Genomic DNA, 22,129 nt, shown 5'->3' on the forward strand with positions numbered 1-22,129 from the left:
TTTTTTGCCTCCTAAGCGTCCAAATCATCGTCATCATCATCAAATACCACACCTGCAGGCGCTGCTGCTACTTGTGGTTGACCATTATATTTTAATTGTAGGTAAATCATGGCTGCAATCAAGCCTAATGCACCGAAACCAACTAAGTTGAAGTTAGTAAAGGCTGCGAATAGGAAGCCTGCATACATAAAGGGTTTCAAATAAGGCACATCCATCATGTTAATCACCATAGCATAACCAACGACAACGATGATACCACCACCAATTTGAAGACCGCGCGTGATGACTTCTGGAATAGAGCTCAAGAAATTTTGAACAGCTGTTGCAGAAATGAGACTGATGATTAAAGTTGGAATCATAACACGGAGCGCTTGCAAGCTCATAGCGAGTAAGTGAGCACGCTCAATACCTTTATAATTACCTTTTTTAGCCATTTCGTCAGCTTTGTGAATAAAGAATACCGTGATTGTTCTAACAAAAATAGTCAAAGCTTGACCAGCTGCTGCAAGAGGTACTGCAATTGCAATCCCTTCGCCAATACCTTGGTGTGAATTAATAACAAGAATCGTAGAAATAACAGAGGCAATGGCTGTATCTGGTGCCATGGCAAGTCCAACGTTCATCCAGCCCAAAGCCATCATTTCCAATGTCCCACCTAGAATAATACCAGTTTGAATATCACCTAAGACAATCCCAACTAACGTACAAGCAACCAGCGGTCGATGGGTTTGCGCTTCGTCAACTACTGATCCGATACCAGTAATCCCTGCGACAATTAAAAGTAAAACAATTTGAATCACACTCATTTTTTTCCTCCTTGTTGTGAACTTTAGATTGACTGTTTGTCAACCTTCTCGTTCAGTAATGCAATCTTATGATTTTAAGGCATTTTCTAAAATGTCTTTGAAATCTTGTGATGTGTCGCCAGGTAACTGACGTAACTCATTTTTAACCCCTAGGTCTTTTAATTTTCTAAACGCAGCAATGTCAGAGTCATTAACTGAAACAGACTTGGTAATTTGTTTACGCTCTACGTCAAAACGCATGCCACCAACGTTAACTTCTTTCAGATCAACGCCACCTTCGACTAATCGAACAATATCTTGTGGGTTTTCAAATAAGAGCATGGCTGTTGTCGTTTCATATCTCGGCGATTTGTAGGCCCGAATCATCTTATCAACCGATACGGCACTTGCTGCAACATTGGCAGGCGCGACTGAAAGTACCAAGGTCTTGCGCATCTCATCTGCTGCCACGCTATCGCTGACAATGATAATGCGGTCAATTGGTCGAAGTTTTACCCATTTGGTCAAAACTTGTCCGTGAATAAATCTATCATCAATTCTTGCTAGTTCAATTCTCATAATAAATCATCCTCCTCGTCAATTGTGTGTAATGTTTTGTTAGCCGATGCGATCACCTCAGAAAAGATTTTAAATCCCTCTTGATTAATCATCTTCAACTGCTGTCTCAGCGTTTCTAGGTCACTATTTTCCTTGACCGCTGCAAGCTCTAGTAGCATCGGGAGATTCACACCCGTCGCGACATCTGCTGCCGGTTGATCAAATACTAACTGCACTGCGGAATTATAAGGCGTGCCACCAAAAACATCTACTAAAAATAAAATGTTGTCATCTGGAAATTGATCCATTACTACCTGATATTTTTCTTGAAGTTGTGGAATGCCTTCCCCTTTTAAAAACGGCACTGCGATAATTTTCTCATCGTGACCAAAAATCATTTCAAAAGCATCTAGTAGACCAGTTGATAATTGACCATGACCACTAACAATAATTGCTGTCATACTTTTCTCCCTTATTTTTCTTTACACCTATATAAAAGCAAGAACCGTGCCAAACAGTGTTTCAATCACAACTCTTTTTATACCCCCTATATTTTATGGTGTTTTTGGGATATAAAAAAATGTTCCAAGACAAAAAACATCTGTTTTGAAACACTTTTAGAACACTGATGAGAAACATAAAACACTTTGTCTCACTTAAGAAACACTTGTGACTTCTGCTAAAATTTCACAGATGAAAATTTTTTCTCCTTCTGATAAATACAAGTTCAAGCCATTTTCAATCGGTGATAAAGTCGAGGTCACAAGCGGTAATAGCTCAAGTGAAGCCTCACTTGGCATGTCTTCATATCGCAGGGCATTTTCTTTGATGACACGTTCAAAAGCAAAGGCTGAATGGATGATTAATTTAATCAAGGTTGCATTTTGAAAATTCATTTGACAGGCTTGCTGAACAGCATCTGTCCAATTCAACAAAAAGTCCAAAATCAACCTAGGATTTAAGTAAACCAGATGCGTTTCAAGCATGTCTTCACACAAATCTCGAATAACAAAATTCTGACTTTTATTTTCAGCTTCTGTCACTTCACCTTCTGACAAAATTTGGTGCAACATGTTACCTCCACTGCCTTCAATCAATCGCTCCAAGGAAATGAAAGGCGCTTCAAGTTTGGGATTTTTTGTCCCAACACTTGCCAAGACTTGATAGTTTTCTAATACTTTCGGGAGCTCTTCCTTGATTTTCAAAGCGGATAAAGTCAGGACACGCACATCTTCATCCGTCGCTCGATCAATGATATCACTCAGCAAGACCTCGATTTTCTTAGCTGTCCCTGATCCTGTCGTACAGATAGAAAGAATCGCTTTCGGTTTCCCCTTAGAAGTTTTTTGGGCACGAACACTCGCTAGAAAATCTCGTTTAACAGAATCATAGACATTCATTAAGGTCCGGTCTGTATAATTGGTCTTTCTTACTGCGTCCAAGACCATCACCGTTGTCACATTTGAGATGATCTTGACTTCGACACCACTTGCCTTGATCAACCTGGGCTCGATCATTGACAATGAGCCCATATCTACCAAGAGCAGAACGCCTTTACCAAGATTGAGTTTCTTGACTTTTTCAACAACCTCCTCGAACATCTTCTGAGGGGACATTGATAAGGGCATATCAAGGGAATCAATCTGGGCGACACCTGGTAACTCAGTGACGACATTGACCATAGAAGTTGCAGTGCTATTGCCATGAGCGGCCACCAGGATCCCAATTTTTTGATCCAGACTCTCTGTGTCCATATTGACTAAAAGCATGGCTAAATAGGCAACCTCGACATCTGGTAAATCATGATGGAAGACGCGTGAAATTTCAATTTTAAAGCGTTCCGCCACTTGATATTCGAGTGGCTGTTCTTTTTTTAGATTCTCGATTTCTTGCGCAACGAGTAAGTTGACCTTCTCACCACGAGAGAAATAAGCATCAATGTGCATAGCAAAGAAATATGTGAAACGGCGGTCAAATTTCACGCGCATTTCAGCCTCGGCAATTTCTTTTAACTGATTGACAAAGTCAACGATGGCCTTATCTACAAAGTTTAAGAGATTTGAGGTGCTATCATAGTTTTTGACATATTTTTTCAAGTAGAGCTGGAGTTCCCGCATCATCGTTTTCTTGATGAGGGTATGAGAGAGACCTTCATTTTCAAGAACTGCTAGCTTTTTATCCAGCGCATCATATATATTATAGTCTGTTGACGCTTCTTGAGCGACGGTGACTTCTTCGGGATGAATGACGGTGACCACGTCGACATATTTTGAGATAACCATGGCACGCGCCAAATTATCACGACTGCTGACCCAATCTTCTCGAATGTCATCCGGTAGATTACAAATATCAATATCCACTTCATCAAAACGATGGATACTTGTCAAAAAGGCTTGAGCGCAGACGAGTTGGACTAAGGATTTCAGTTGCCCAACATTGCCTGAAGTCGTGGCGTGAACCAAGGCATTGATGACATCAATTGAGATCCGCATCGTTTTCTTGATGCGTTTAGCTTCTTGTGCAAAGAGGAACTTGGTTAAGGCGACACGTTCTTCTATGGGGCGTTCACTTAATGACGGGATCTGAATCGTCATCGGAATCCGTCTGACAAACGTTTTCAAGAGTGCTGAGTCTGGATTTTCTGTCGTTGCACATATGATCAACACTTTGCTGTGTCGTTTGACACCATTTTCCCCCAAGCGATTAAAGCTGCCGTTGTCAATGAAATAAAAGAGCATTTCTTGGCCTTCAGGCGGTAGGCGGTGCACTTCGTCAAGTAGCAGAACGCCACCATCGGCTTTTTCGACGAGTCCCTCATGATCCTGGTCTGCGCCTGTAAAAGCACCTTTGGCGTAACCGAAGAGCTGGCTCATCAGCAACTGCGGGTTGTTATAGTAATCGGCACAGTTAAAGCTTTTGAAGGGGGCATCTTCTTTCAAGAGACCCTCATAGAGAGAATATTCATAGGTTTTTTCGGCAAAAAATGTCTTCCCAGTGCCGGTTTGTCCGAGCAAGAGCATGTGCAAGCCTGATGGTGGATAATAAACCGCTGCTTTGGCTTGAGAAATTACCTGTTTCAAACTGGTATCATGGCCGATTATCTGATCAAAAGGATTTTTTGAATTGGATAGATAGGCTTCTGCTACTGGTTTGTCTGTTTGATGAGGCGCATCTAAATCTGAAATCGTTTCAAGTTCCGTAATCTCTTGCAAGTCTCGATCTAGTAGGACCTCTATCGTTTCCTTGGGTAAAAAGCGAACTGGATAGGTTGTTACCTTGATGGCACGGCCATCACGGACCAATTTATTCAACTCCAAACTGGTGTTTGCTCGACTAATCCCTAGTAAATTCGCCACTTCAAGCGCCGTCGTCCCTTGCATGTCCTGCAAGTCAGCCACGCTTCTATCCCCCCATAACTGACTTAAACCCTGATAAACTTTATCGATTCTAAGCATCTGATTCCCCTTCATTTTGCTTCGTAATAGGTCTATTATAACGTAATTTTTTTAATTTTATGAAATATTGCCAAATTTTTGTGTATAATGAATCTAAAGATATTTTGAGAAAGAGAGTAGCCATGTCCCCTAAACCATCCATTAACTTGAAGCAGAGTCAAACGCAGCAACAAAAGCTTGCTATGACACAAACCATGCAACAGGCTATTCAAATTCTACATTTTAGCACAAACGATCTAAGAGATTATTTGCGGGAGCAATCTCTTGATAATCCACTCATTTCAGTGAGTAATAGTCCAGATTCTTTTGAGCACCCACAAATCAACCATGGCTTAAATCAAACATCGGAGGATCGGCACCAAGCTTTTCTGGAACAATTACCCGCAGAGAAAGTATCTCTCTATGAACATGTTTTGGCGCAAATTCACCTCAACTATCGCGATACTTTCTTACGGACACTCTTACTTTTTTTAGTTGAATACATAGATGCCAATGGTTACCTAACACTCTCTCTTGATGCTGCTGCAACAAAAACAGGCGCGACTGAAATCCAACTACTTGACGCCTTGACGCTTTTGCAACAGTTAGAACCAGCCGGTATCGGTGCACGAAATTTACAGGAATGTCTGATGCTCCAAACCGAACGTGACCATGCTGCACCTGATATTGCTTATTTGCTATTAGAAGAAAGCTTTGATGATTTGGTCAATCGACAATGGGAGGACATTAGTCAAAAATACGCGGTTAGCTTTCCTGAGATACAAACCGTTTTCGACTATATCCCAACCCTAACACCTCGGCCAGGCGCAGCTTACGCTCAAACACTCGCCCAATATATCAAACCAGATTTAGAGGTAACGGTTAGCGAGCAACATCTTGACATCCAATCAACCAAGGCAGGTCAACCACAGATTACTTTCCAAGACAAGTACTATAATCGCTACAAAGAGATAGAGGATGTTGAATTACAAGCCTATCTCAAAGACCGAAAAGCTGAGTTTGATTGGTTAAAGACAACTGTTGAAAATCGTGGGGAAACCATTCTTCGGGTCGGTCAGGAAATTTTACGGCACCAGTCTGACTTTTTCTTAGATGACCGTCACCCGCTTAAACCGCTCACCTTAAAGGAAGTTGCCCAAAGTTTAGACCTACACGAATCAACCATCAGTCGCGCAGTCAATCAAAAATACATGCGCACGCCTTGGGGCATTTATGAATTAAAACACTTTTTCCCACAAGGGATTCTGCAGAAAAATGGCGAGGCAACTGGCGAAGTGGTTGCCAATACCGCGATCAAATCGGAGCTTCAGAATATTGTCGCAAATGAAAATAAACAAGCGCCTTTGTCAGATCAGAAAATTGTTGACCAACTGAAACAAGCAGGCTTTGATATCTCACGCCGAACCGTCGTTAAATACAGGGATGCTTTAGGTATTCCAACGTCTCGCAATCGAAAACGATATTAAGAAGAAATTGAACTAACAAAAAAATCAAGCACTCAATACTTGATTTCAAAAGTTTATATTTTAGGGTTCACATCATTTTTCTTACTATTTTCGTATTGTTTCCCAGAAACAATACGAAAATGGTATTTTTATGACGATCAAGCCTGCTGCTTAACCCCTGATCCCAAGCCACACAAAAAAGGCGATGACTGATTCCGTTTTACACCGAAAATCAGTCATCGCCTCTTTTTCAAAGGACTCTCGTTTTCAAAAAAGCTGAGATTTGTTTCACACCAAAGGCAAGTGCCGCTTCATTGGGCGACATTTTAGGGTGGTGCAGGGCATAAGGCGTCTCAATCCCTAACCAGAACATGACACCTGGTATTTTTGACAAGATATAACCGAAATCTTCTCCTGTCATGGCTGGCGCAATGTCAATCAAATTCACGCCATCTCGCGCATCAAAGAAGGTCATCAATTCCTGAGCCAAGTCAGGATTATTTTCAACTGGTAGATAGCCGCCTTGCTTAAGCTCAATGTCAACTTCCAGACCAAAACTCAAGGCAACACCTTCTGCAATGGCCCTGATCCGTTTTTGGGTCAAAGCGTTCATTTCCTGCGTCAAGGTCCGAATCGTCCCATGAAGAAAGGCCGTTTCCGCAATCACATTATTCGTTGTGCCAGCATGGAGACTACCAAAAGTCACCACTGCCCCTTCAATCGGATCGACATTCCGGCTGACAATAGTCTGAACCTGTGTGATGAAATAACTTGCTGCAACCAAGGCATCATTAGCATGGTGCGGAAAGGCAGCATGCCCACCTGTTCCCTTGAAGTTAATCTTGACTTCACAAGTCCCCGCAAATAGGGTATGGGTATTGGTCGCGATATCACCAACTTTAAGATCAGGTCTAACATGGAGGCCGTAAAATTCATCTGGCTTCCAGTCGCCATCAAAGACGCCAGCTTCATACATGAGCATGCCACCCGCTTCATTTTCTTCAGCTGGTTGGAAAAGGAAAATCAGATTGTTTTTGGGTTCACTTGCAAGCATAGCTTCCAAAACACCAAGTGCTAAAGTCATGTGCATGTCATGACCGCAAGCGTGCATCCGACCTTCATGGCGCGAGGCGAAAGTCAGTCCCGTATCTTCAACAATCGGTAAGCCGTCAATATCTGTCCGCCAAGCAATCGTCTTGTCAGGAGCAAAGCCATTTAACTTGACGACAATACCTGTCTGCCAAGTTTTGATGTCAACGAAGGATTTATCCGCTGTCAACTCACGAATTTGTGCCATGAGATAGGCATGTGTCTCGAACTCTTCCAAACCAATTTCAGGAATCTGATGGAGCTCCCTACGAATTTTAATCAAATCTAACATCTTTTCACCACACATTTCATATGTTCCCTAAGAACTGAGCCGTCATCCACATTCAGGCATTAAAAAATTCTTTTTAAAGGTTCCTTTATGTCGTAAGGTTTGGACTAACGCATAAATCAAGGCAACAAGCAAAATAGCACTTGCAATACATAGAACCCTCACCCATAGTGCTTTTCTATTGAAGATCAAACCGAGGAACAATATAACTAAGCCAATACCCCAAATGACAGCAGTGACTTGCAGATTCAGCTTACTATCCTTATCCATATCCGTATCATCCTTTGATTACAAAGTTCTCAGTGCATCTTCAAGTGCTGTTTTTTGCTTGGTCTTCTCATCAATTTCTTTAATTACACGTGCAGGAACACCTGCCACGACAACATTTTCAGGGACATCTTGTGTGACGATAGCACCCGCTGCAACAACAGAACCATTGCCGACTTGTACGCCTTCAATGACCACGGCGTTAGCACCGACTAAGACGTTGTCCCCCACACGAACTGGCTCAGCACTAGCAGGCTCAATTACACCCGCAAGGACAGCACCTGCACCAATATGCGAATTCTCACCGACAATAGCACGGCCACCTAAAATCGCACCCATGTCAATCATCGTCCCCACACCGATTTCAGCGCCAATATTAATCACAGCACCCATCATGATCACAGCATTATCGCCGATTTCAACTTGGTCACGAATCACTGCACCTGGCTCAATACGTGCATTGATCTCACGCTTATCAAGCAAAGGCACAGCTGAGTTACGACCATCTTGCTCAACGACATAATCTTTGTTTTCAGTCAAGTTAACCAAAAGCGGCGCAATTTCTGCCCAGTCACCAAACAAGACATTGCCCAGTTGGATCACTGATTCAGGCTTAGCACCCGCTAGCGCTCCCTCAAACGTCACTTTCACCGCTGTTTTTTTCTCAGCATTCCCGATAAATTGGATAATTTCTTGTGCCGTCATTTTGTTCGTCATATTACTCTCCCTTTTAAGTGTGTGTAGTAGAATCTATTGCTTCTTTTCTTATTTCAACATATTCCATGCGACCAGAATAGCCGCAACAATTACCAAACTGAGCAACAGCAGGGTATCGAATCTCTGCCATTTGAGGACACGGTATTTACTACGTCCCTCTCCCCCTTGATAGCCACGACTTTCCATGGCAATGGCTAAATCATCTGCCCGTCTAAAACTTGAGACAAACAATGGAATCAAAATCGGAATAACCGATTTGACTTTTTGAACCAAGTTACCTTCACCAAAATCCATCCCCCGTGATTTTTGGGCATTCATGATCATCGTGGTATCATCCATCAGCGTCGGAATAAATCGCAAGGAAATGGATAACATGAGTCCGATTTCATGAACAGGCACCTTAATTTTTTTCAATGGCGCTAGTCCTGTTTCAATCCCATCTGCCAAAGTCAGAGGTGGCGTCGTCAGCGTCAATAGCGTTGACATGAAGATGATCAAGACAAACCGCATGAAGATGTAAAAGGCATTTTGCAGCGAGTAAGTCGTGATTTTCAAAAACCAGATTTGAAAGAGCACTTCGCCGCCTGTTGTAAAGAGCATTTGGAAGATGACCGTAAATAAGATCAACCCCAACATCGGGCGTAACCCTTTGAGGAAATAGGACAGTTTTATCCGACTCAAGGCAACGCCAATAAAGGTAAAGACCGTCAGGATGCCGTAGCCAATTGCATCATTTGCCAGAAAGATGATGAAGACAAAGGCAAACATCGCGAGTAGCTTACTGCGTGGATCCAGACGATGAATCATCGAATTGCCTGGAATGTAGCGACCAATAATCAGTTTATCCATGATTTGCCGCCTCCTTAATCATCTCAACTAGCGCCGCACGTGTAATCGGCAAGTGCTCAAAGTACTGACCGCGTTCTCGCAAGAGTAGCGCAAAACGTGTCGCCTTAGGCACACCGAGTTGATGGGCAGTCATGAAAGCAACATCCTGGAACAAGTCTTGAGGTTTACCCGATTTGACGATGCGACCTTTTTCCAGAACGTACATGGTATCAGCATAATCAGCCACATCATCCATGAGATGGGTTACCAAGATCGTCGTCACACCAGAGGCATGAATGGTTTCAAACAAACGCATCATATCAATCCGCGCTTTGGGATCTAGACCAGCTGTTGGCTCATCCAATACAAGAACGCTTGGATTCATCGCTAGGATACCAGCAATCGCCACACGGCGCATCTGACCACCAGAAAGCTCAAACGGTGACCGCTCAAATAGTTCGTCGGAAATCCCGACTAGGTTCAACTTCTCACGCGCAATAGCTTGGGCATCTTCTTTAGAGACACCAAAGTTTTGCGGACCAAAAGCAACGTCTTTTAAGACTGTTTCATCAAATAACTGTGTTTCAGGAAACTGAAACACAACGCCAACTTTTTGACGAACTGGTTTGATTTCTTTCCCTTTACTCGTAGGCTTAATCACCGTCTCATCGACTGTGACAGTCCCTGAAGTCGGAAGCAACAAGGCATTTAAGTGTTGCAATAAAGTGGATTTGCCAGACCCTGTATGGCCGACAAGTGCTGTGAAACTGCCATCTGCCACATCTAAGTCAATGTCAAACAAAGCCCGACTTTCGAAAGGTGTGTTGGGCTGATAGGTGTAGGTTACTTTGTCAAAAGAGATTGCCATAAGAAGTCAGCCAACTCACTTTCTGTATAATATTTTTCAGGAATCTGCAGCCCATTTTGGCGCAGCTCCCTTGCGACATTGGCCGAAAAAGGTACATCCAGACCAATATCGACGAGGTTATGATTTAAAAACAAGACATCTGGTGTCGCAATCTGCTCAATCTTGCCATCCTTCATGACGATGATTTTATCCGAAAGACTAGCCTCATCCAAATCATGGGTGATTGAAATCACGGTCAAACCATACTGTTCCTTGATTTCACGGACGACTTGGATAATTTCAAGTCTGCCCTTTGGATCTAGCATAGATGTCGCTTCATCCAGGATAATGATATCAGGACGCAAAGCAACGATCCCTGCAATGGCAACCCGTTGTTTTTGACCCCCAGACAGACGCGCGGGTTCCTTCGTTTTGAAGTCCTGCATATTGACACGCTCTAGTGCAGCTTGCACCCGTGTCAACATCTCCTCGCATGGTACACCGTGATTTTCCATGCCAAAAGCGACATCATCCTCAACGGTTGAGCCGACAAACTGGTTATCAGGATTTTGAAAGACCATGCCGACCTTTTGGCGCAAGTCCCAAACATTTTCTTCCGTTAAGGTTTGCCCATCGATGATAATCTCACCTGAGGCTGCTGCCATCAGACCATCAATCAATCGCGCTGTTGTTGATTTACCAGAACCATTGCGCCCGATAATCGACACCCACTCCCCACGATCAACGTCAAAAGACACGTCATTTACAGCGTAAACATCGCTTGATTCCTCGTATTGATAAGTTAAATTTTTTATTTCCAGAATTTTCTGCATGACCATATTATACCAAAAAAAGCCGAACTTGTCGGCTTTTGTTCATTTTGATTTGACTGATGGACGAGATTAAAAAGTCGGAAAACCGATGTAATGACCCATCTTTTTAATTCCTCAAATTTTTATTGATGAAAGAAAGGAGATTTGGCTGCATCAATTGCAACACTTTCCAAATCATCACCGTTTGACAAGTGGCCGACTGAGCCATTCATGTGTTTGACACGTGATGAAATTTCTTTGTGGCGCCCTTTGACCATTGGACGTGCTTGTGGGTTACCGAGGTAACCACAGGTACGTTTTACGACGTCAACCGTTTTAGGATCGCTATTGCCACAGTTCGGGCATTGGAAGCCACGTTCAGTTGGCGTGAAGTCCCCTTCAAAGTTACATTCGTAACAGTGGTCAATCGGTGTATTAGTCCCTAGGTAACCCACGCGATCATAGGCATAATCCCAAACCGCTTCCAAAGCTTTAGGGTTTTGTTGGAGGACTGGGTACTCACAGTAGTGAATAAAACCACCGCTAGCAAAGACTGGATAGTCTTTTTCAAAGTCTAATTTTTCAAATGGTGTTGGATTTTTACGGACATCATAGTGGAATGAGTTGGTGTAATATTCTTTATCTGTGATATCTTGGATCTCACCAAATTTTTCTGTATCTAGTCGACAGAAACGGTCTGTCAAGCTTTCAGATGGCGTTGAATAGATTGAGAAATGATAATCATATTCGTCAGACCACTCGCCCGCCGCTTTTTTCATTTCACGCAAAATATCGAGCGTGAAGGTCTTAGCTTCAGGGTTAGATTCCCATTCGCCACCATAAAAAACGGTTGCGACTTCATAAAGACCGATATAGCCTGCTGAAATCGTCGCACGACGATGTTTGAACAGCTCATTGACAGAGTCTGTTCTGCTCAGACGTTTCCCAAAAGCACCGTTTTCATAAAGGATTGGCGCATTGGCAGGTGTTGCTTCTTTGACCCGTTCAACTCGGTAAACCAAAGCATCTTTCATGACCGCCATCCGCTCAAAGAAGATTTGCCAGAATTTGTCTTTATCCCCTTTAGACTCAAGCGCGATACGTGGCAAGTTAAGCGTGACAACTCCCAAGTTCATACGGCCGTCGACAACGTCTTGACCATTTTCATCTTGCCAACCTTGCAAGAAACTACGGCAACCCATTGGTGCTTTGAAAGAGCCTGTTAATTCAACGATTTTATCATAGCTGACGATATCTGGATACATGCGTTTTGTCGCACATTCCGCGGCAAGTTCTTTGATATCGTAGTTTGGTTCCCCAGCGTTTAAGTTCAAGCCGTGTTTAATGGTGAAAACGAGTTTAGGGAAGATGGCTGTCCGCCCTTCTTTACCCAGACCTTTAATGCGGTTTTGCAGAATGGCTTTTTGAATTTCGCGCGCATACCAATCCTCACCTAGACCGAAACCAAACGTTGTAAATGGCGTTTGACCATTGGACGTGAACAAGGTATTGATCTCGTACTCCAGACTTTGCATAGCGTCATAGATGTCTTTGGCCGTTTTAGCGCGAGCATAGGCTTCGCGTTTTTCAGCTGCTACCCACTCTTCGGCGTCCTTCATGTGTTTGGCGTAGTTGAGCTCAGCGTAAGGCGCAAGCACTTCGTCGATGCGGTTGACAGATGTGCCACCATATTGACTTGAGGCAACATTGGCAATGATTTGTGAGATTTGTGCAGCAGCCGTTTGGATCGATTTCGGGCTGTCGATGACGGCATTCCCAAGTTTGAACCCGTCACGCAACATGCCTTTGACATCAACCAAACAACAGTTGGTCATTGGGGCATAAGGTTGATAATCCAAATCATGAAAATGGATGTCACCTTTTTGATGGGCATTGGCGACGTGCGCCGGTAGCATTTTCAAACCAATCGATTTACCAACGATACCAGCCGTCAAGTCACGTTGCGTATTGAAGACATCACTGTCTTTGTTAGCATTTTCATTGACAACAGTTTGCTCTTTGTTAATCAGTTTGTCAATGGTGAAATTGATATCTGTCGCTTGCGAGCGCTCAAAATCACGTTTCGTCCGATAATTAATATAGACTTCTGCTAATTTGTATTCGTTGGCATCCAACAAAACGTGCTCGACGATATTTTGAATTTCATAAATTTTGATATTGTTATCAAAACGGTCAAAAATTGTTGCAACGATTTTATCCGTCAAGTGTTCCAATTTCACTTCTTGAACCGGTGACATAGGAAAAACTTCATCAGAGGCTTTTCTCAAGGCATCATAAATTTTTTCCGGTTCAAAATTTAAATGGCGACCATCGCGCTTGACAACTTCCATTGTGTTGTCGACTACCTCTGTTTTTTCCCATATCATCATAACGTACATCTCATTTCTAAAAGTGATTTTAAATATATTCTACCACTCAAGATGTAGTTTGTAAATAGAAAAAAGCACAATATATTGTGTTAATTTTCGTAAAAAAAGAGTTTCAAACACTATATATAGTTTTTAGACAATTTTCTTTTGTACGTAAAAACCCGCTGTTGAGCGGGTTTGCGAGTCGTTTTACTTGACATCTAAAACTAAATTATCATCTTTCAGTCCAACCAAAACCACAGCATTTGGTAAAATATTACCAGATACAAGTTCCTTAGCAAGTGGTGTTTCAAGATACTTGGTCATAAACCGTTTAATCGGCCGTGCCCCATACTCGGGTTCATACGCATTTTTGGCGATCCAATCAAGGGCATCTGTCGTCAACTCTAGGCGAATGTCTTGATGCGCCAAACGTTCAGAGAGCTGCGCCACGATCTTGTCGATGATTTGTTTCACGACACTTAAGGTCAATGGCGTGAAGACGACGGTATCATCGATCCGGTTGAGGAACTCAGGTTTGAAATGCAGTTTGAGCTCATCCAGAACGGCTTCCTTGGTCGTATTGTCAAGCGTGCCATCCTCAGCAATCCCATCCAAGAGCGTCCGTGAGCCAATGTTGGATGTCATAATCAAGACGGTGTTCTTGAAATCAACGACAACACCCTTAGAATCTGTCAAACGGCCATCGTCAAGGACTTGGAGCAGGATGTTAAAGACATCAGGATGGGCTTTTTCGATCTCATCAAGCAGAACGATCGTGTAAGGATTCCGACGGACAGCTTCGGTCAACTGACCGCCTTCGTCATAGCCGACATAACCTGGAGGGGCACCGACCAAACGTGAGACACTGTGTTTTTCCATGTACTCACTCATATCGATCCGCACCATATGACTCTCAGAGTCAAACAAATCTTCAGCTAGGCTCTTAGCCAATTCTGTCTTACCAACACCAGTTGGTCCGAGAAAGAGAAAACTTCCTAGCGGTTTGTTTGGATCTTGTAGGCCGGCACGACTGCGGATAATGGCATCAGAAACCGCATTAACCGCCTCATCTTGCCCTACCACACGTTGGTGTAAAGTATCTGCTAGATGCAAGAGTTTTTCTTTTTCGCCTTCGACCAGTTTGGTCACAGGAATCCCAGTCAAACGACCGATCACTTCAGCAATTTCATTGTCTGTCACGGATTCTTGGACTAAGTGATTGCTAGCGTCTGCTTCTTGCGCGTTTTCTAAATCAGCCACTTCTTTTTCTAGTTTTGGAATCGTACCATGGCGAAGAACAGCTGCCTGCTCCAGATTATAGTCATTTTCAGCATTTTCCAGATCAAAGCGGGCTTGCTCTAGCTCAGCACGTTTGGTGTGAATGGCTTCCACCGCTTCTTTTTCTGTTTCCCAACGCATCTTCAAAGCATTGGCAGTTTCACGTGTATTGGCAAGTTCTTCTTGTAGGATCGCCAAACGTTTTTTAGAGCCATCGTCCGTTTCCTTCTTCAAGGCTTCTTCTTCGATTTCAAGCTGCATAAGTTTACGCGTGATTTGATCTAGCTCAGTTGGCGAAGAATTCATCTCAACCCGAATCGTTGCACTCGCTTCATCGACCAGGTCAATGGCTTTGTCTGGCAAGAAACGATCGGTGATATAGCGATTTGACAAGGTTGCCGCAGCAATCAAGGCATTATCGTGAATCTTCACACCATGGTGCACTTCAAAGCGATCTTTCAGACCACGCAGGATAGAAATTGTGTCCTCAACTGTCGGTTCTTGCACCAACACTTTTTGGAAACGACGTTCCAAAGCCTTGTCTTTCTCGAAGTTTTGACGGTATTCATCCAAAGTCGTCGCACCAATCAAGTGCAACTCACCACGCGCCAACATCGGTTTCAACAGATTGCCCGCATCCATCGAACCTTCCGTTTTACCCGCGCCGACAATCGTGTGAATCTCATCGATAAAGAGGATAATCCGACCATCAGACTTCTTAATCTCATTTAAAACAGCCTTGAGCCGCTCCTCAAACTCACCTCGGAATTTAGCACCCGCAATCAGCGCGCCCATATCCAAGCTAAAGATCGTCTTATCTTTCAGATTTGTCGGCACATCCTTCTTCACGATCCGTTGCGCCAAACCCTCGACAATGGCTGTCTTACCAACACCAGGTTCCCCGATCAGCACTGGGTTATTTTTCGTCTTGCGCGACAAAATCCGCACGACATCTCGCACCTCCTCATCACGCCCAATCACGGGATCCATCTTACCCGCGCGAACCTTCTCAACCAGATCCTCGCCGTATTTCTTCAACGCTTCATATTGTTCTTCTTGATTTTGACTCGTCACCGAACTTCCTCCTCTCATACTCTCGATTTTTTCCTTAACCATTTTCTCCGTGATGCCATGATTTTTTAGATACTGGGTCAATGGATTATGGCTTTGAGAAAAGAGTGCTAACAGCACCGTCTCAGTAGATAAAAACTCATCTTTTAAAGCTTCAGCTAGCTTTTCAGCCTGGCTGAATAAGTTAAAGAGATTTTGACTCAAATTCTGACCATAAGCGACATTGCTACCAGTCACGACAGAAATTTTATCTAGTTCCTGATCAATTTCAGCCTCAAAACCTGCTAAATCTAGTCCTAAGTCTTGATAAAAATCATGCGCAAACTGCCCAGGCTGAATCATAAATTTCCAGAGATGTGCGATTTCTATATTTTGATGTTGTCTGACTTGGGCAATTTTTTGCGCCTCAGCCAAAGCTTGTTGTAAAGTTGTTGTCATTTTTTCAATATTCATATCAGATGTTGAGGCGACTACCTAACAGCTTAGAAAAAATCATTTATTTTCTAAGTCACTAGGAGCCGTAACTCATTTCCTCCTTTATTTTCAGAAGTATATTCCAGAGATATCCTATCTCTAAATCTTATTATACCGCTTTGATCAATAAAGGTCAAACTTTTTATCTAGGGAAATTGACCTTTGTTAGATATCAAAAATAGGTTAGGACAAAAGACCTCTAATAAATAGGCGATGACCGAATTTTGATGTTGATTGGAATTACCTCTAGCCTGTTCCTATGTACCTTTTCGACCAAATTGTAAAGAAGCATACTAATCATAGGAAATAATACCAAATCGGTAAAAAGCAGCGTTTTATTATCATTTGAGTATTTGAAAAGGCTGGAACATTTTGTCCCAGCCTTTTGTGATTATTTTGTCGGTTCAATATAGGGTAGAATTTCGGCTTGAAGGCCTACGTTTGTCGTATAGACATAGGGTTCATCATCTAATGTTGCTAAGTTTTCCGTCCGACCACTGACGATGATCCCTGAAAATTTAGCTGTCTTTAACGTTGGGTATTTTTCGATTTGTTTTAAGGCATCTTGATAGATATCAAGACCATTCACCGTGTAGCCTCGTTTTTCCGCGGCTGTTTTTACAGCTGCCACAAAAGATGGGTAGTTAGGAGACCACCAAGCACTTGAAGTTTTTGATTTTAATGGTTCGCTCGACAGTTTACCGGCTTCGTCTGCGTTGATGCCTATGACTTTACCGACTGTCTCTGTGGCTGAGAGTTGATCACTCGCCATGCCTAACCAGTACCAGTTAATCAGGACATTTTCTGGAATTTTGGCTTGAATTTCAGCATAAGTCATCGGCTCTTTAAAAGAGATGGCAACTTCTGCGACGTGATTTTTAAATCCAGATAGGGTTCTGGCTTCATGCGTTGCCTTAGCCTCTTGCTGAGTTTCGCTTTCCTTGTGTTTGGGATTGAAAAACAGCGGGAGTTTTTCGCCATTTTCACGACTGAAGGCACCGATTTCTTTGGTTTTTGTAATCGGAACGGTTAAGGATGAGTTTTTCCCACTGCCATAACCAATACCAAATAAACTGAAATTGATTTCAAGTGGCGTTGCTGCGACCATGTAGCCATCTATATTTTTAAAGCGTTCACTTTTTAACTGTGAAGTCACTCGACCTGATGTGCTTAAGTACTGGGACTGTGAAACTAGATTAGGCGACTCGATCATATCTGTGATGTTCGCCATTTCCTGTGCTTTTTTATATTGCATTTCCATCCGTTTATTGATCAGGGTAAAGCCGATAAACAGTAAAACAACCGTCGTCACAAAAGAAATTGCGATTGTCTTAAGTAGTCTCTTCCGTTTTTCTTTTTTGATGAGCTGATCAAAGTTTTCATTTAGTTTCATCGTTTTGCTCCATTTCTTTTTTGAGTTGCTGCCGTAGGCGATACAGGTCTGTCTTGACCTTGGCTTCAGAAATTTGGTATATCTCTGAGATGTCTTTGACAGACTTGTCATCTTCATAATAGAGGGCTACAAGTCCGATTTGATAATCATTTAACGCCTGCAAAGCCTGTTCCAGCTGCCAACCTCTCTCGTCATCAATCTGATCAGGATGACCATAAATCAGATAAAACCGTTCAGACAAGAGTGCTCGGTAGCACTTTTCTCGGCGATAGAGATCATAAAATCGGCTCAGTGCCACACGATAGAGCCAGGGACGTAATTTATCAGGTGCAAGTACAATATCAGCCTGAATCAGCTTCACCAAGACATCTTGGACGATATCCTGCGCATCTGCTGGATTCGCGCCAGTTTTGATCAAATAGCGCTGAATTTCAGATACGCAAGTCATTAAAATTTGCTCATAAGGGCTAATATTCACTTGCGACCTCCTTTCTACAATTCTCTACGTGAAATCTTGACATTTGACCTACGCTTACGCGCATTCAAGCGCTTAAAATCCTTCTTCACTTATATAACGAATTAAACTTAGTTTGGTTACATGAAATATGATTTATTTTTATCTCTTCTTCTATCATACTAGAAATATGATTAAATTGACAAAAAAATCCTTGTCTACTTTTAAAGAGACAAAGGATTTTTGTTTATCTAGTTTATTTATCCAAGCCCATAGCACGTTGGATGGCTTTAACAATCTCAACGATGATAATCATGGCAAATGAGCCGACGAGGACCATTGCCCACTGATAGGCATCTAGATGTGTCACGTGGAAGATTTCATTAAATCCTGGCACGACGATGGTCACACCGAGTAAGATAAATGACACAACGATCGACCAGTTAAATGTCTTACTACGGAAAGGACCAACTGTCAGGATAGATTGGTAAACTGACTTGGCATTAAAGGCATGGAACAACTGGATCAAGCCAAGTGTCGCAAAGGCCATGGTCAAGGCATCCGCGTGCATGGCATCACCAGTGTGGACTGGCCACGCAATCGCTGCACCATAAACACCAAGGACGAGCGCTGCTTGTAAGAGACCTTGATAGATCGTCGCAAACATGACTCCACCTGAGAAGAGGCTGGCTTTACGACCACGTGGTTTGTGGGTCATAATGCCTGGTTCAGTCGGTTCAACACCAAGCGCAATCGCTGGGAAAGTATCTGTTACGAGGTTAATCCAGAGCAGGTGAACTGGCTGTAAAACATCCCAACCAAACAAGGTCGCAAGGAAGATGGTCAAGACTTCAGCAGTATTGGCAGAAAGCAAGTACTGAATCGTTTTTTGGATATTTGAGAAGACTTTACGACCTTCTTCAACAGCAACGATGATCGTCGCAAAGTTGTCATCCGCAAGAACCATGTCAGACGCGCCCTTAGACACTTCTGTTCCGGTAATCCCCATACCGATCCCGATATCCGCCGTTTTAAGTGCGGGTGCATCGTTGACACCGTCGCCGGTCATGGCAACGACTTTACCTTCGTTCTGCCATGCTTTCACGATACGAACCTTATGTTCAGGAGACACGCGCGCATAAACGCTGTACTGTGTCACCACTTTTTGGAACTCTTCGTCGCTGAGTTCGTTGAGCTCAGCACCAGTGAAGACGTGGTCGACTGTATCACCTTCGTCGATGATGCCCAGACGTTTAGCGATAGCTTCAGCTGTATCTTGGTGGTCACCGGTGATCATGATCGGACGGATGCCCGCTTCTTTGGCAACGTGCACAGCTTCAGCAGCTTCCTTACGCTCTGGGTCGATCATACCAATCAAACCAGCGAAAATCAAGTCATTTTCAAGGGTTTCGCTTTCAAGCTCAGGCACGGCAGACTCATATTTATAAGCCATCATCAAGACCCGAAGGGCTTGTTTCGCAAGTGATTTATTCAGCGCCAGAATCTCATCACGATCAGCCTGTGTCATGGCAACAACTTGCCCGTCAACAACTTTCTTGCTAATGCGTGTGAGGAGCTGGTCTGGTGCGCCTTTAACAGCAACGAGGAACTCATTAGCCGTGATTTTGTGGACGGTACTCATGAGTTTACGGTCTGAGTCAAACGGTAACTCTGCTACGCGCGGCTCAGCTTTGAGGACATTGCGCAGGTCATAGTTATGGTCGATCCCGTATTGGACGAGTGCTGTTTCTGTCGGGTCACCGATGAGCTTGCCATCTTGGGCGATTTTCGTGTCATTGGCGAAGTTCATGACACGAAGCGTCATGTCATCGAAAGTAATCTCATCTGTCGCATCTTGCAATTGACCGTTAGTGTAAACTTTCTCAACTGTCATCTGATTCATGGTTAATGTACCAGTTTTATCAGAGGCGATGATTTCAGTCGAACCAAGCGTTTCAACCGCTGGTAATTTGCGGACGATGGCATTTTTCTTAGACAAGACTTGTGTGCCGAGCGCAAGGACGATCGTTACGATGGCTGGCAAGCCTTCTGGAATCGCTGCAACCGCGAGGGCGACTGATGTCATCAAACCGCTCAACGCAGCCTCTTGATCCCAACCTGCACGCATCATGTGGACAAGGAAAGTCACAGCTGCAATCCCCAAAATCGCATAAGTCAAGATTTTCGACAAGTTGTTAAGGTTTTGTTTGAGTGGTGTATCTGTTTCCTCAGCGTTTTGAAGCATTGAGGCGATTTTACCAACTTCTGTTGTCATCCCTGTTGCAACGATCACACCCAAACCACGACCGTAAGTCACGTTTGAGTTTTGGTAGGCCATATTGACACGGTCACCGATACCGGCATCCGCAGCAACGGCAACGGCCAAGTCTTTTTCGACTGGTACAGACTCACCCGTTAAGGCTGCTTCTTCGATTTTGAGGGAATTCACTTCAAGCAAACGCATGTCTGCTGGTACAACGTCACCAGCTTCGAGCGATACCACATCACCAGGCACGAGCATGTCTGATGAAATTTCCTCAACGTGACCATCACGACGCACACGCGCTGATGGTGTTGACATTGATTTCAAGGCATCGATGGCAGCTTCGGCTTTACCTTCTTGGTAGACACCGAAAACGGCATTGATGATAACTACGGCCATGATAATAATCGCGTCACTAATATCTTCACCACCACTTGTTACCACTGAAAGAATCGCAGCGATTATCAAGATGATGATCATTAAATCTTTGAATTGCTCTAGGAATTTAGCGAGTAGTGTTTTTTTCTCGCCAGCATCTAATTCATTCTTACCATATTTGGCAAGACGGTCTTGTGCTTCAGTTGACGTCAATCCTTTTTTGGTTGTTGCCAAGTCTGACAGAACCTCTTCTGGGGTTTGCGTATAGCATTTTTTTTCTGACAATGTCGTCTCCTTCATTTAGTAACGCCTTCAGTTAGGCTGATCCTTAACAATAACTCCGGTCTCAAGATGACTAGCTGATACGCCGAAAGCGATCACAGCGGATAAAAAAGAGACCTGTAGCTACAGCTACAAGTCTCGCATATTAAGCAACTACCGAGCCGAAACACGGCCGTAATGACGATAGTTGCGCAGAAATCTGCTTGCTACTCCCTTGAGTTCTATTTCATTATAACAAATTTTGATAAATTTTCAAGTTTTATTACTTTGAGCTAACTGACAAACATAGGAAGATTAAGGCATTTTTGATTGGGTGCTAGACAATTTGGCGTTGGGTGCTCAATTTCAGGCGTTCACGCCAAATCTGCCCCAACCGTCTTTTTAATATGATCCTTTAGTAATTGGCACCTCTTAGTCTAGGAAGGAGGTGTTGCATATGTTCAACTTCTTAACTGAAGTTTTAGCAAATGTCTGTGCAGACATTTTAGTGCGCATTATTGACAAAATAATGCCAAAGGATGACTAGCCTAGACTAGTTATCCCACACGCTTCAATTAAGTACAAATAAGCGCAAAAAAGAGCTATGTAGGCAAATACATAGCTCTTTGTGATGTTCAACTTTTAACTGAAGTATACCTACATTATAGCACATCAGAAGAATCTGTCAAATTAAAAAAACTATTATTTTAACTTCTTACATCAACTCTAGACAAACTATCGTTCACTCCTCATTTCCCTACGTTCGCGCCATATTTGATTCATTTGATTTTAAATATGTTATCTTAATAATTGGCACCTCTTGGTCTAGGAAGGAGGTGTTACATGTGTTTGATTTTTTTAAACAATTATTGGCAAATGTTCTTGCTGGCATCTTGCTACATATCATCGATACGATGATACAAAAGGACGACTAACCTAGACTGGTTGGCCCACACGCTTGAAAAAAGCGCAAAAAAAGAGCTATGTAGGCAAATACATAGCTCTTTGTGTTTGATTTTTCAAAACAATACTAAACTAATTATACCAAAAAACAAAAATCTGTCAAATTAAAAACAGATATTATTTTAACTTT

Annotated in this window: 16 protein-coding genes; 1 reads left to right on the forward strand and 15 read right to left on the reverse strand. The window is 43.0% G+C overall.

Annotated elements, in window-relative coordinates:
- Window positions 1-11: 11 nt before the first annotated feature.
- The 4 genes from LRA01S_RS06875 to LRA01S_RS06890 form a co-directional block, all read right to left on the reverse strand.
- Window positions 12-806 (reverse strand): PTS mannose/fructose/sorbose transporter subunit IIC, encoded by a 795-nt coding sequence (locus LRA01S_RS06875; protein ID WP_061774899.1) that lies wholly within the window; start codon window positions 804-806, stop codon window positions 12-14.
- 66 nt (window positions 807-872) lie between these two features.
- Window positions 873-1,364, reverse strand: coding sequence for a PTS sugar transporter subunit IIB (locus tag LRA01S_RS06880; protein ID WP_061774900.1), 492 nt, complete (start codon window positions 1,362-1,364; stop codon window positions 873-875).
- Entirely contained in the window at window positions 1,361-1,804 is a 444-nt protein-coding gene (locus LRA01S_RS06885) for a mannose/fructose/sorbose PTS transporter subunit IIA (protein WP_061774901.1), read from the reverse strand. The genes LRA01S_RS06880 and LRA01S_RS06885 overlap by 4 nt, the downstream gene beginning before the upstream one ends.
- Before the next feature lie 195 nt (window positions 1,805-1,999).
- Complete coding sequence (locus LRA01S_RS06890) at window positions 2,000-4,798, reverse strand: sigma-54-dependent transcriptional regulator (RefSeq protein WP_061774902.1); 2,799 nt, start codon at window positions 4,796-4,798, stop codon at window positions 2,000-2,002.
- A gap of 122 nt (window positions 4,799-4,920) precedes the next feature.
- On the opposite strand from LRA01S_RS06890, the gene rpoN reads away from it, so the two are divergent.
- Window positions 4,921-6,264: an RNA polymerase factor sigma-54 gene (gene rpoN / locus LRA01S_RS06895; protein ID WP_061774903.1), complete on the forward strand. Its 1,344-nt coding sequence runs from the start codon at window positions 4,921-4,923 to the stop codon at window positions 6,262-6,264.
- 229 nt (window positions 6,265-6,493) lie between these two features.
- Here rpoN and LRA01S_RS06900 read toward each other — a convergent pair whose 3' ends face one another.
- The 11 genes from LRA01S_RS06900 to LRA01S_RS06950 all read right to left on the reverse strand — a co-directional run bounded on the left by LRA01S_RS06900 (window position 6,494) and on the right by LRA01S_RS06950 (window position 21,060).
- The gene (locus LRA01S_RS06900; RefSeq protein WP_061774913.1) at window positions 6,494-7,624 is read right to left on the reverse strand and encodes an N-acetyldiaminopimelate deacetylase; all 1,131 of its coding nucleotides are present in this window, start codon (window positions 7,622-7,624) and stop codon (window positions 6,494-6,496) included.
- 42 nt (window positions 7,625-7,666) lie between these two features.
- Window positions 7,667-7,891, reverse strand: a complete 225-nt coding sequence (locus LRA01S_RS06905; RefSeq protein WP_061774904.1) for a hypothetical protein — start codon at window positions 7,889-7,891, stop codon at window positions 7,667-7,669.
- An 18-nt stretch (window positions 7,892-7,909) separates the two neighbouring features.
- Complete coding sequence (gene dapD, locus LRA01S_RS06910; RefSeq protein ID WP_061774905.1) at window positions 7,910-8,605, reverse strand: 2,3,4,5-tetrahydropyridine-2,6-dicarboxylate N-acetyltransferase; 696 nt, start codon at window positions 8,603-8,605, stop codon at window positions 7,910-7,912.
- Between the two features lie 48 nt (window positions 8,606-8,653).
- Entirely contained in the window at window positions 8,654-9,454 is an 801-nt protein-coding gene (locus tag LRA01S_RS06915) for an energy-coupling factor transporter transmembrane component T family protein (RefSeq protein ID WP_061774906.1), read from the reverse strand.
- Window positions 9,447-10,301 (reverse strand): energy-coupling factor transporter ATPase, encoded by an 855-nt coding sequence (locus LRA01S_RS06920; RefSeq protein ID WP_061774907.1) that lies wholly within the window; start codon window positions 10,299-10,301, stop codon window positions 9,447-9,449. Before LRA01S_RS06920 ends, LRA01S_RS06915 begins: the two co-directional genes overlap by 8 nt.
- A complete protein-coding gene (locus tag LRA01S_RS06925) occupies window positions 10,277-11,113 on the reverse strand; it encodes an energy-coupling factor ABC transporter ATP-binding protein (RefSeq protein ID WP_061774914.1) in 837 nt (278 codons plus the stop codon). Before LRA01S_RS06925 ends, LRA01S_RS06920 begins: the two co-directional genes overlap by 25 nt.
- 122 nt (window positions 11,114-11,235) lie before the next feature.
- Entirely contained in the window at window positions 11,236-13,482 is a 2,247-nt protein-coding gene (gene nrdD / locus LRA01S_RS06930; RefSeq protein ID WP_061774908.1) for an anaerobic ribonucleoside-triphosphate reductase, read from the reverse strand.
- 189 nt (window positions 13,483-13,671) lie between these two features.
- Window positions 13,672-16,266: an ATP-dependent chaperone ClpB gene (gene clpB, locus LRA01S_RS06935; protein WP_061774909.1), complete on the reverse strand. Its 2,595-nt coding sequence runs from the start codon at window positions 16,264-16,266 to the stop codon at window positions 13,672-13,674.
- Window positions 16,267-16,678: 412 nt separating this feature from the next.
- Window positions 16,679-17,680, reverse strand: coding sequence for an anti sigma factor C-terminal domain-containing protein (locus LRA01S_RS06940; protein ID WP_061774910.1), 1,002 nt, complete (start codon window positions 17,678-17,680; stop codon window positions 16,679-16,681).
- Window positions 17,667-18,128 carry an RNA polymerase sigma factor gene (locus tag LRA01S_RS06945; protein WP_249028462.1) on the reverse strand — a complete coding sequence of 154 codons (462 nt, stop codon included), beginning with the start codon at window positions 18,126-18,128 and terminating at the stop codon, window positions 17,667-17,669. The genes LRA01S_RS06940 and LRA01S_RS06945 overlap by 14 nt, the downstream gene beginning before the upstream one ends.
- 262 nt (window positions 18,129-18,390) lie before the next feature.
- Complete coding sequence (locus LRA01S_RS06950) at window positions 18,391-21,060, reverse strand: cation-translocating P-type ATPase (protein ID WP_096824069.1); 2,670 nt, start codon at window positions 21,058-21,060, stop codon at window positions 18,391-18,393.
- Between the last annotated feature and the right edge of the window lie 1,069 nt (window positions 21,061-22,129).

Origin of the sequence: Pseudolactococcus raffinolactis NBRC 100932, assembly GCF_001591765.1 — a bacterium.
Classification (GTDB): domain Bacteria; phylum Bacillota; class Bacilli; order Lactobacillales; family Streptococcaceae; genus Pseudolactococcus; species Pseudolactococcus raffinolactis.

Coding starts and splice junctions, on each gene's coding strand:
- LRA01S_RS06915 (WP_061774906.1), bottom strand. CDS start 9,454: ATGGATAAACTGATTATTGGTCGCTACATTCCAGGCAATTCGATGATT.
- LRA01S_RS06900 (WP_061774913.1), bottom strand. CDS start 7,624: ATGTTAGATTTGATTAAAATTCGTAGGGAGCTCCATCAGATTCCTGAA.
- rpoN (WP_061774903.1), top strand. CDS start 4,921: ATGTCCCCTAAACCATCCATTAACTTGAAGCAGAGTCAAACGCAGCAA.
- LRA01S_RS06940 (WP_061774910.1), bottom strand. CDS start 17,680: ATGAAACTAAATGAAAACTTTGATCAGCTCATCAAAAAAGAAAAACGG.
- LRA01S_RS06905 (WP_061774904.1), bottom strand. CDS start 7,891: ATGGATAAGGATAGTAAGCTGAATCTGCAAGTCACTGCTGTCATTTGG.
- LRA01S_RS06875 (WP_061774899.1), bottom strand. CDS start 806: ATGAGTGTGATTCAAATTGTTTTACTTTTAATTGTCGCAGGGATTACT.
- clpB (WP_061774909.1), bottom strand. CDS start 16,266: ATGAATATTGAAAAAATGACAACAACTTTACAACAAGCTTTGGCTGAG.
- nrdD (WP_061774908.1), bottom strand. CDS start 13,482: ATGATGATATGGGAAAAAACAGAGGTAGTCGACAACACAATGGAAGTT.
- LRA01S_RS06945 (WP_249028462.1), bottom strand. CDS start 18,128: ATGACTTGCGTATCTGAAATTCAGCGCTATTTGATCAAAACTGGCGCG.
- LRA01S_RS06880 (WP_061774900.1), bottom strand. CDS start 1,364: ATGAGAATTGAACTAGCAAGAATTGATGATAGATTTATTCACGGACAA.
- LRA01S_RS06925 (WP_061774914.1), bottom strand. CDS start 11,113: ATGCAGAAAATTCTGGAAATAAAAAATTTAACTTATCAATACGAGGAA.
- LRA01S_RS06885 (WP_061774901.1), bottom strand. CDS start 1,804: ATGACAGCAATTATTGTTAGTGGTCATGGTCAATTATCAACTGGTCTA.
- dapD (WP_061774905.1), bottom strand. CDS start 8,605: ATGACGAACAAAATGACGGCACAAGAAATTATCCAATTTATCGGGAAT.
- LRA01S_RS06890 (WP_061774902.1), bottom strand. CDS start 4,798: ATGCTTAGAATCGATAAAGTTTATCAGGGTTTAAGTCAGTTATGGGGG.
- LRA01S_RS06920 (WP_061774907.1), bottom strand. CDS start 10,301: ATGGCAATCTCTTTTGACAAAGTAACCTACACCTATCAGCCCAACACA.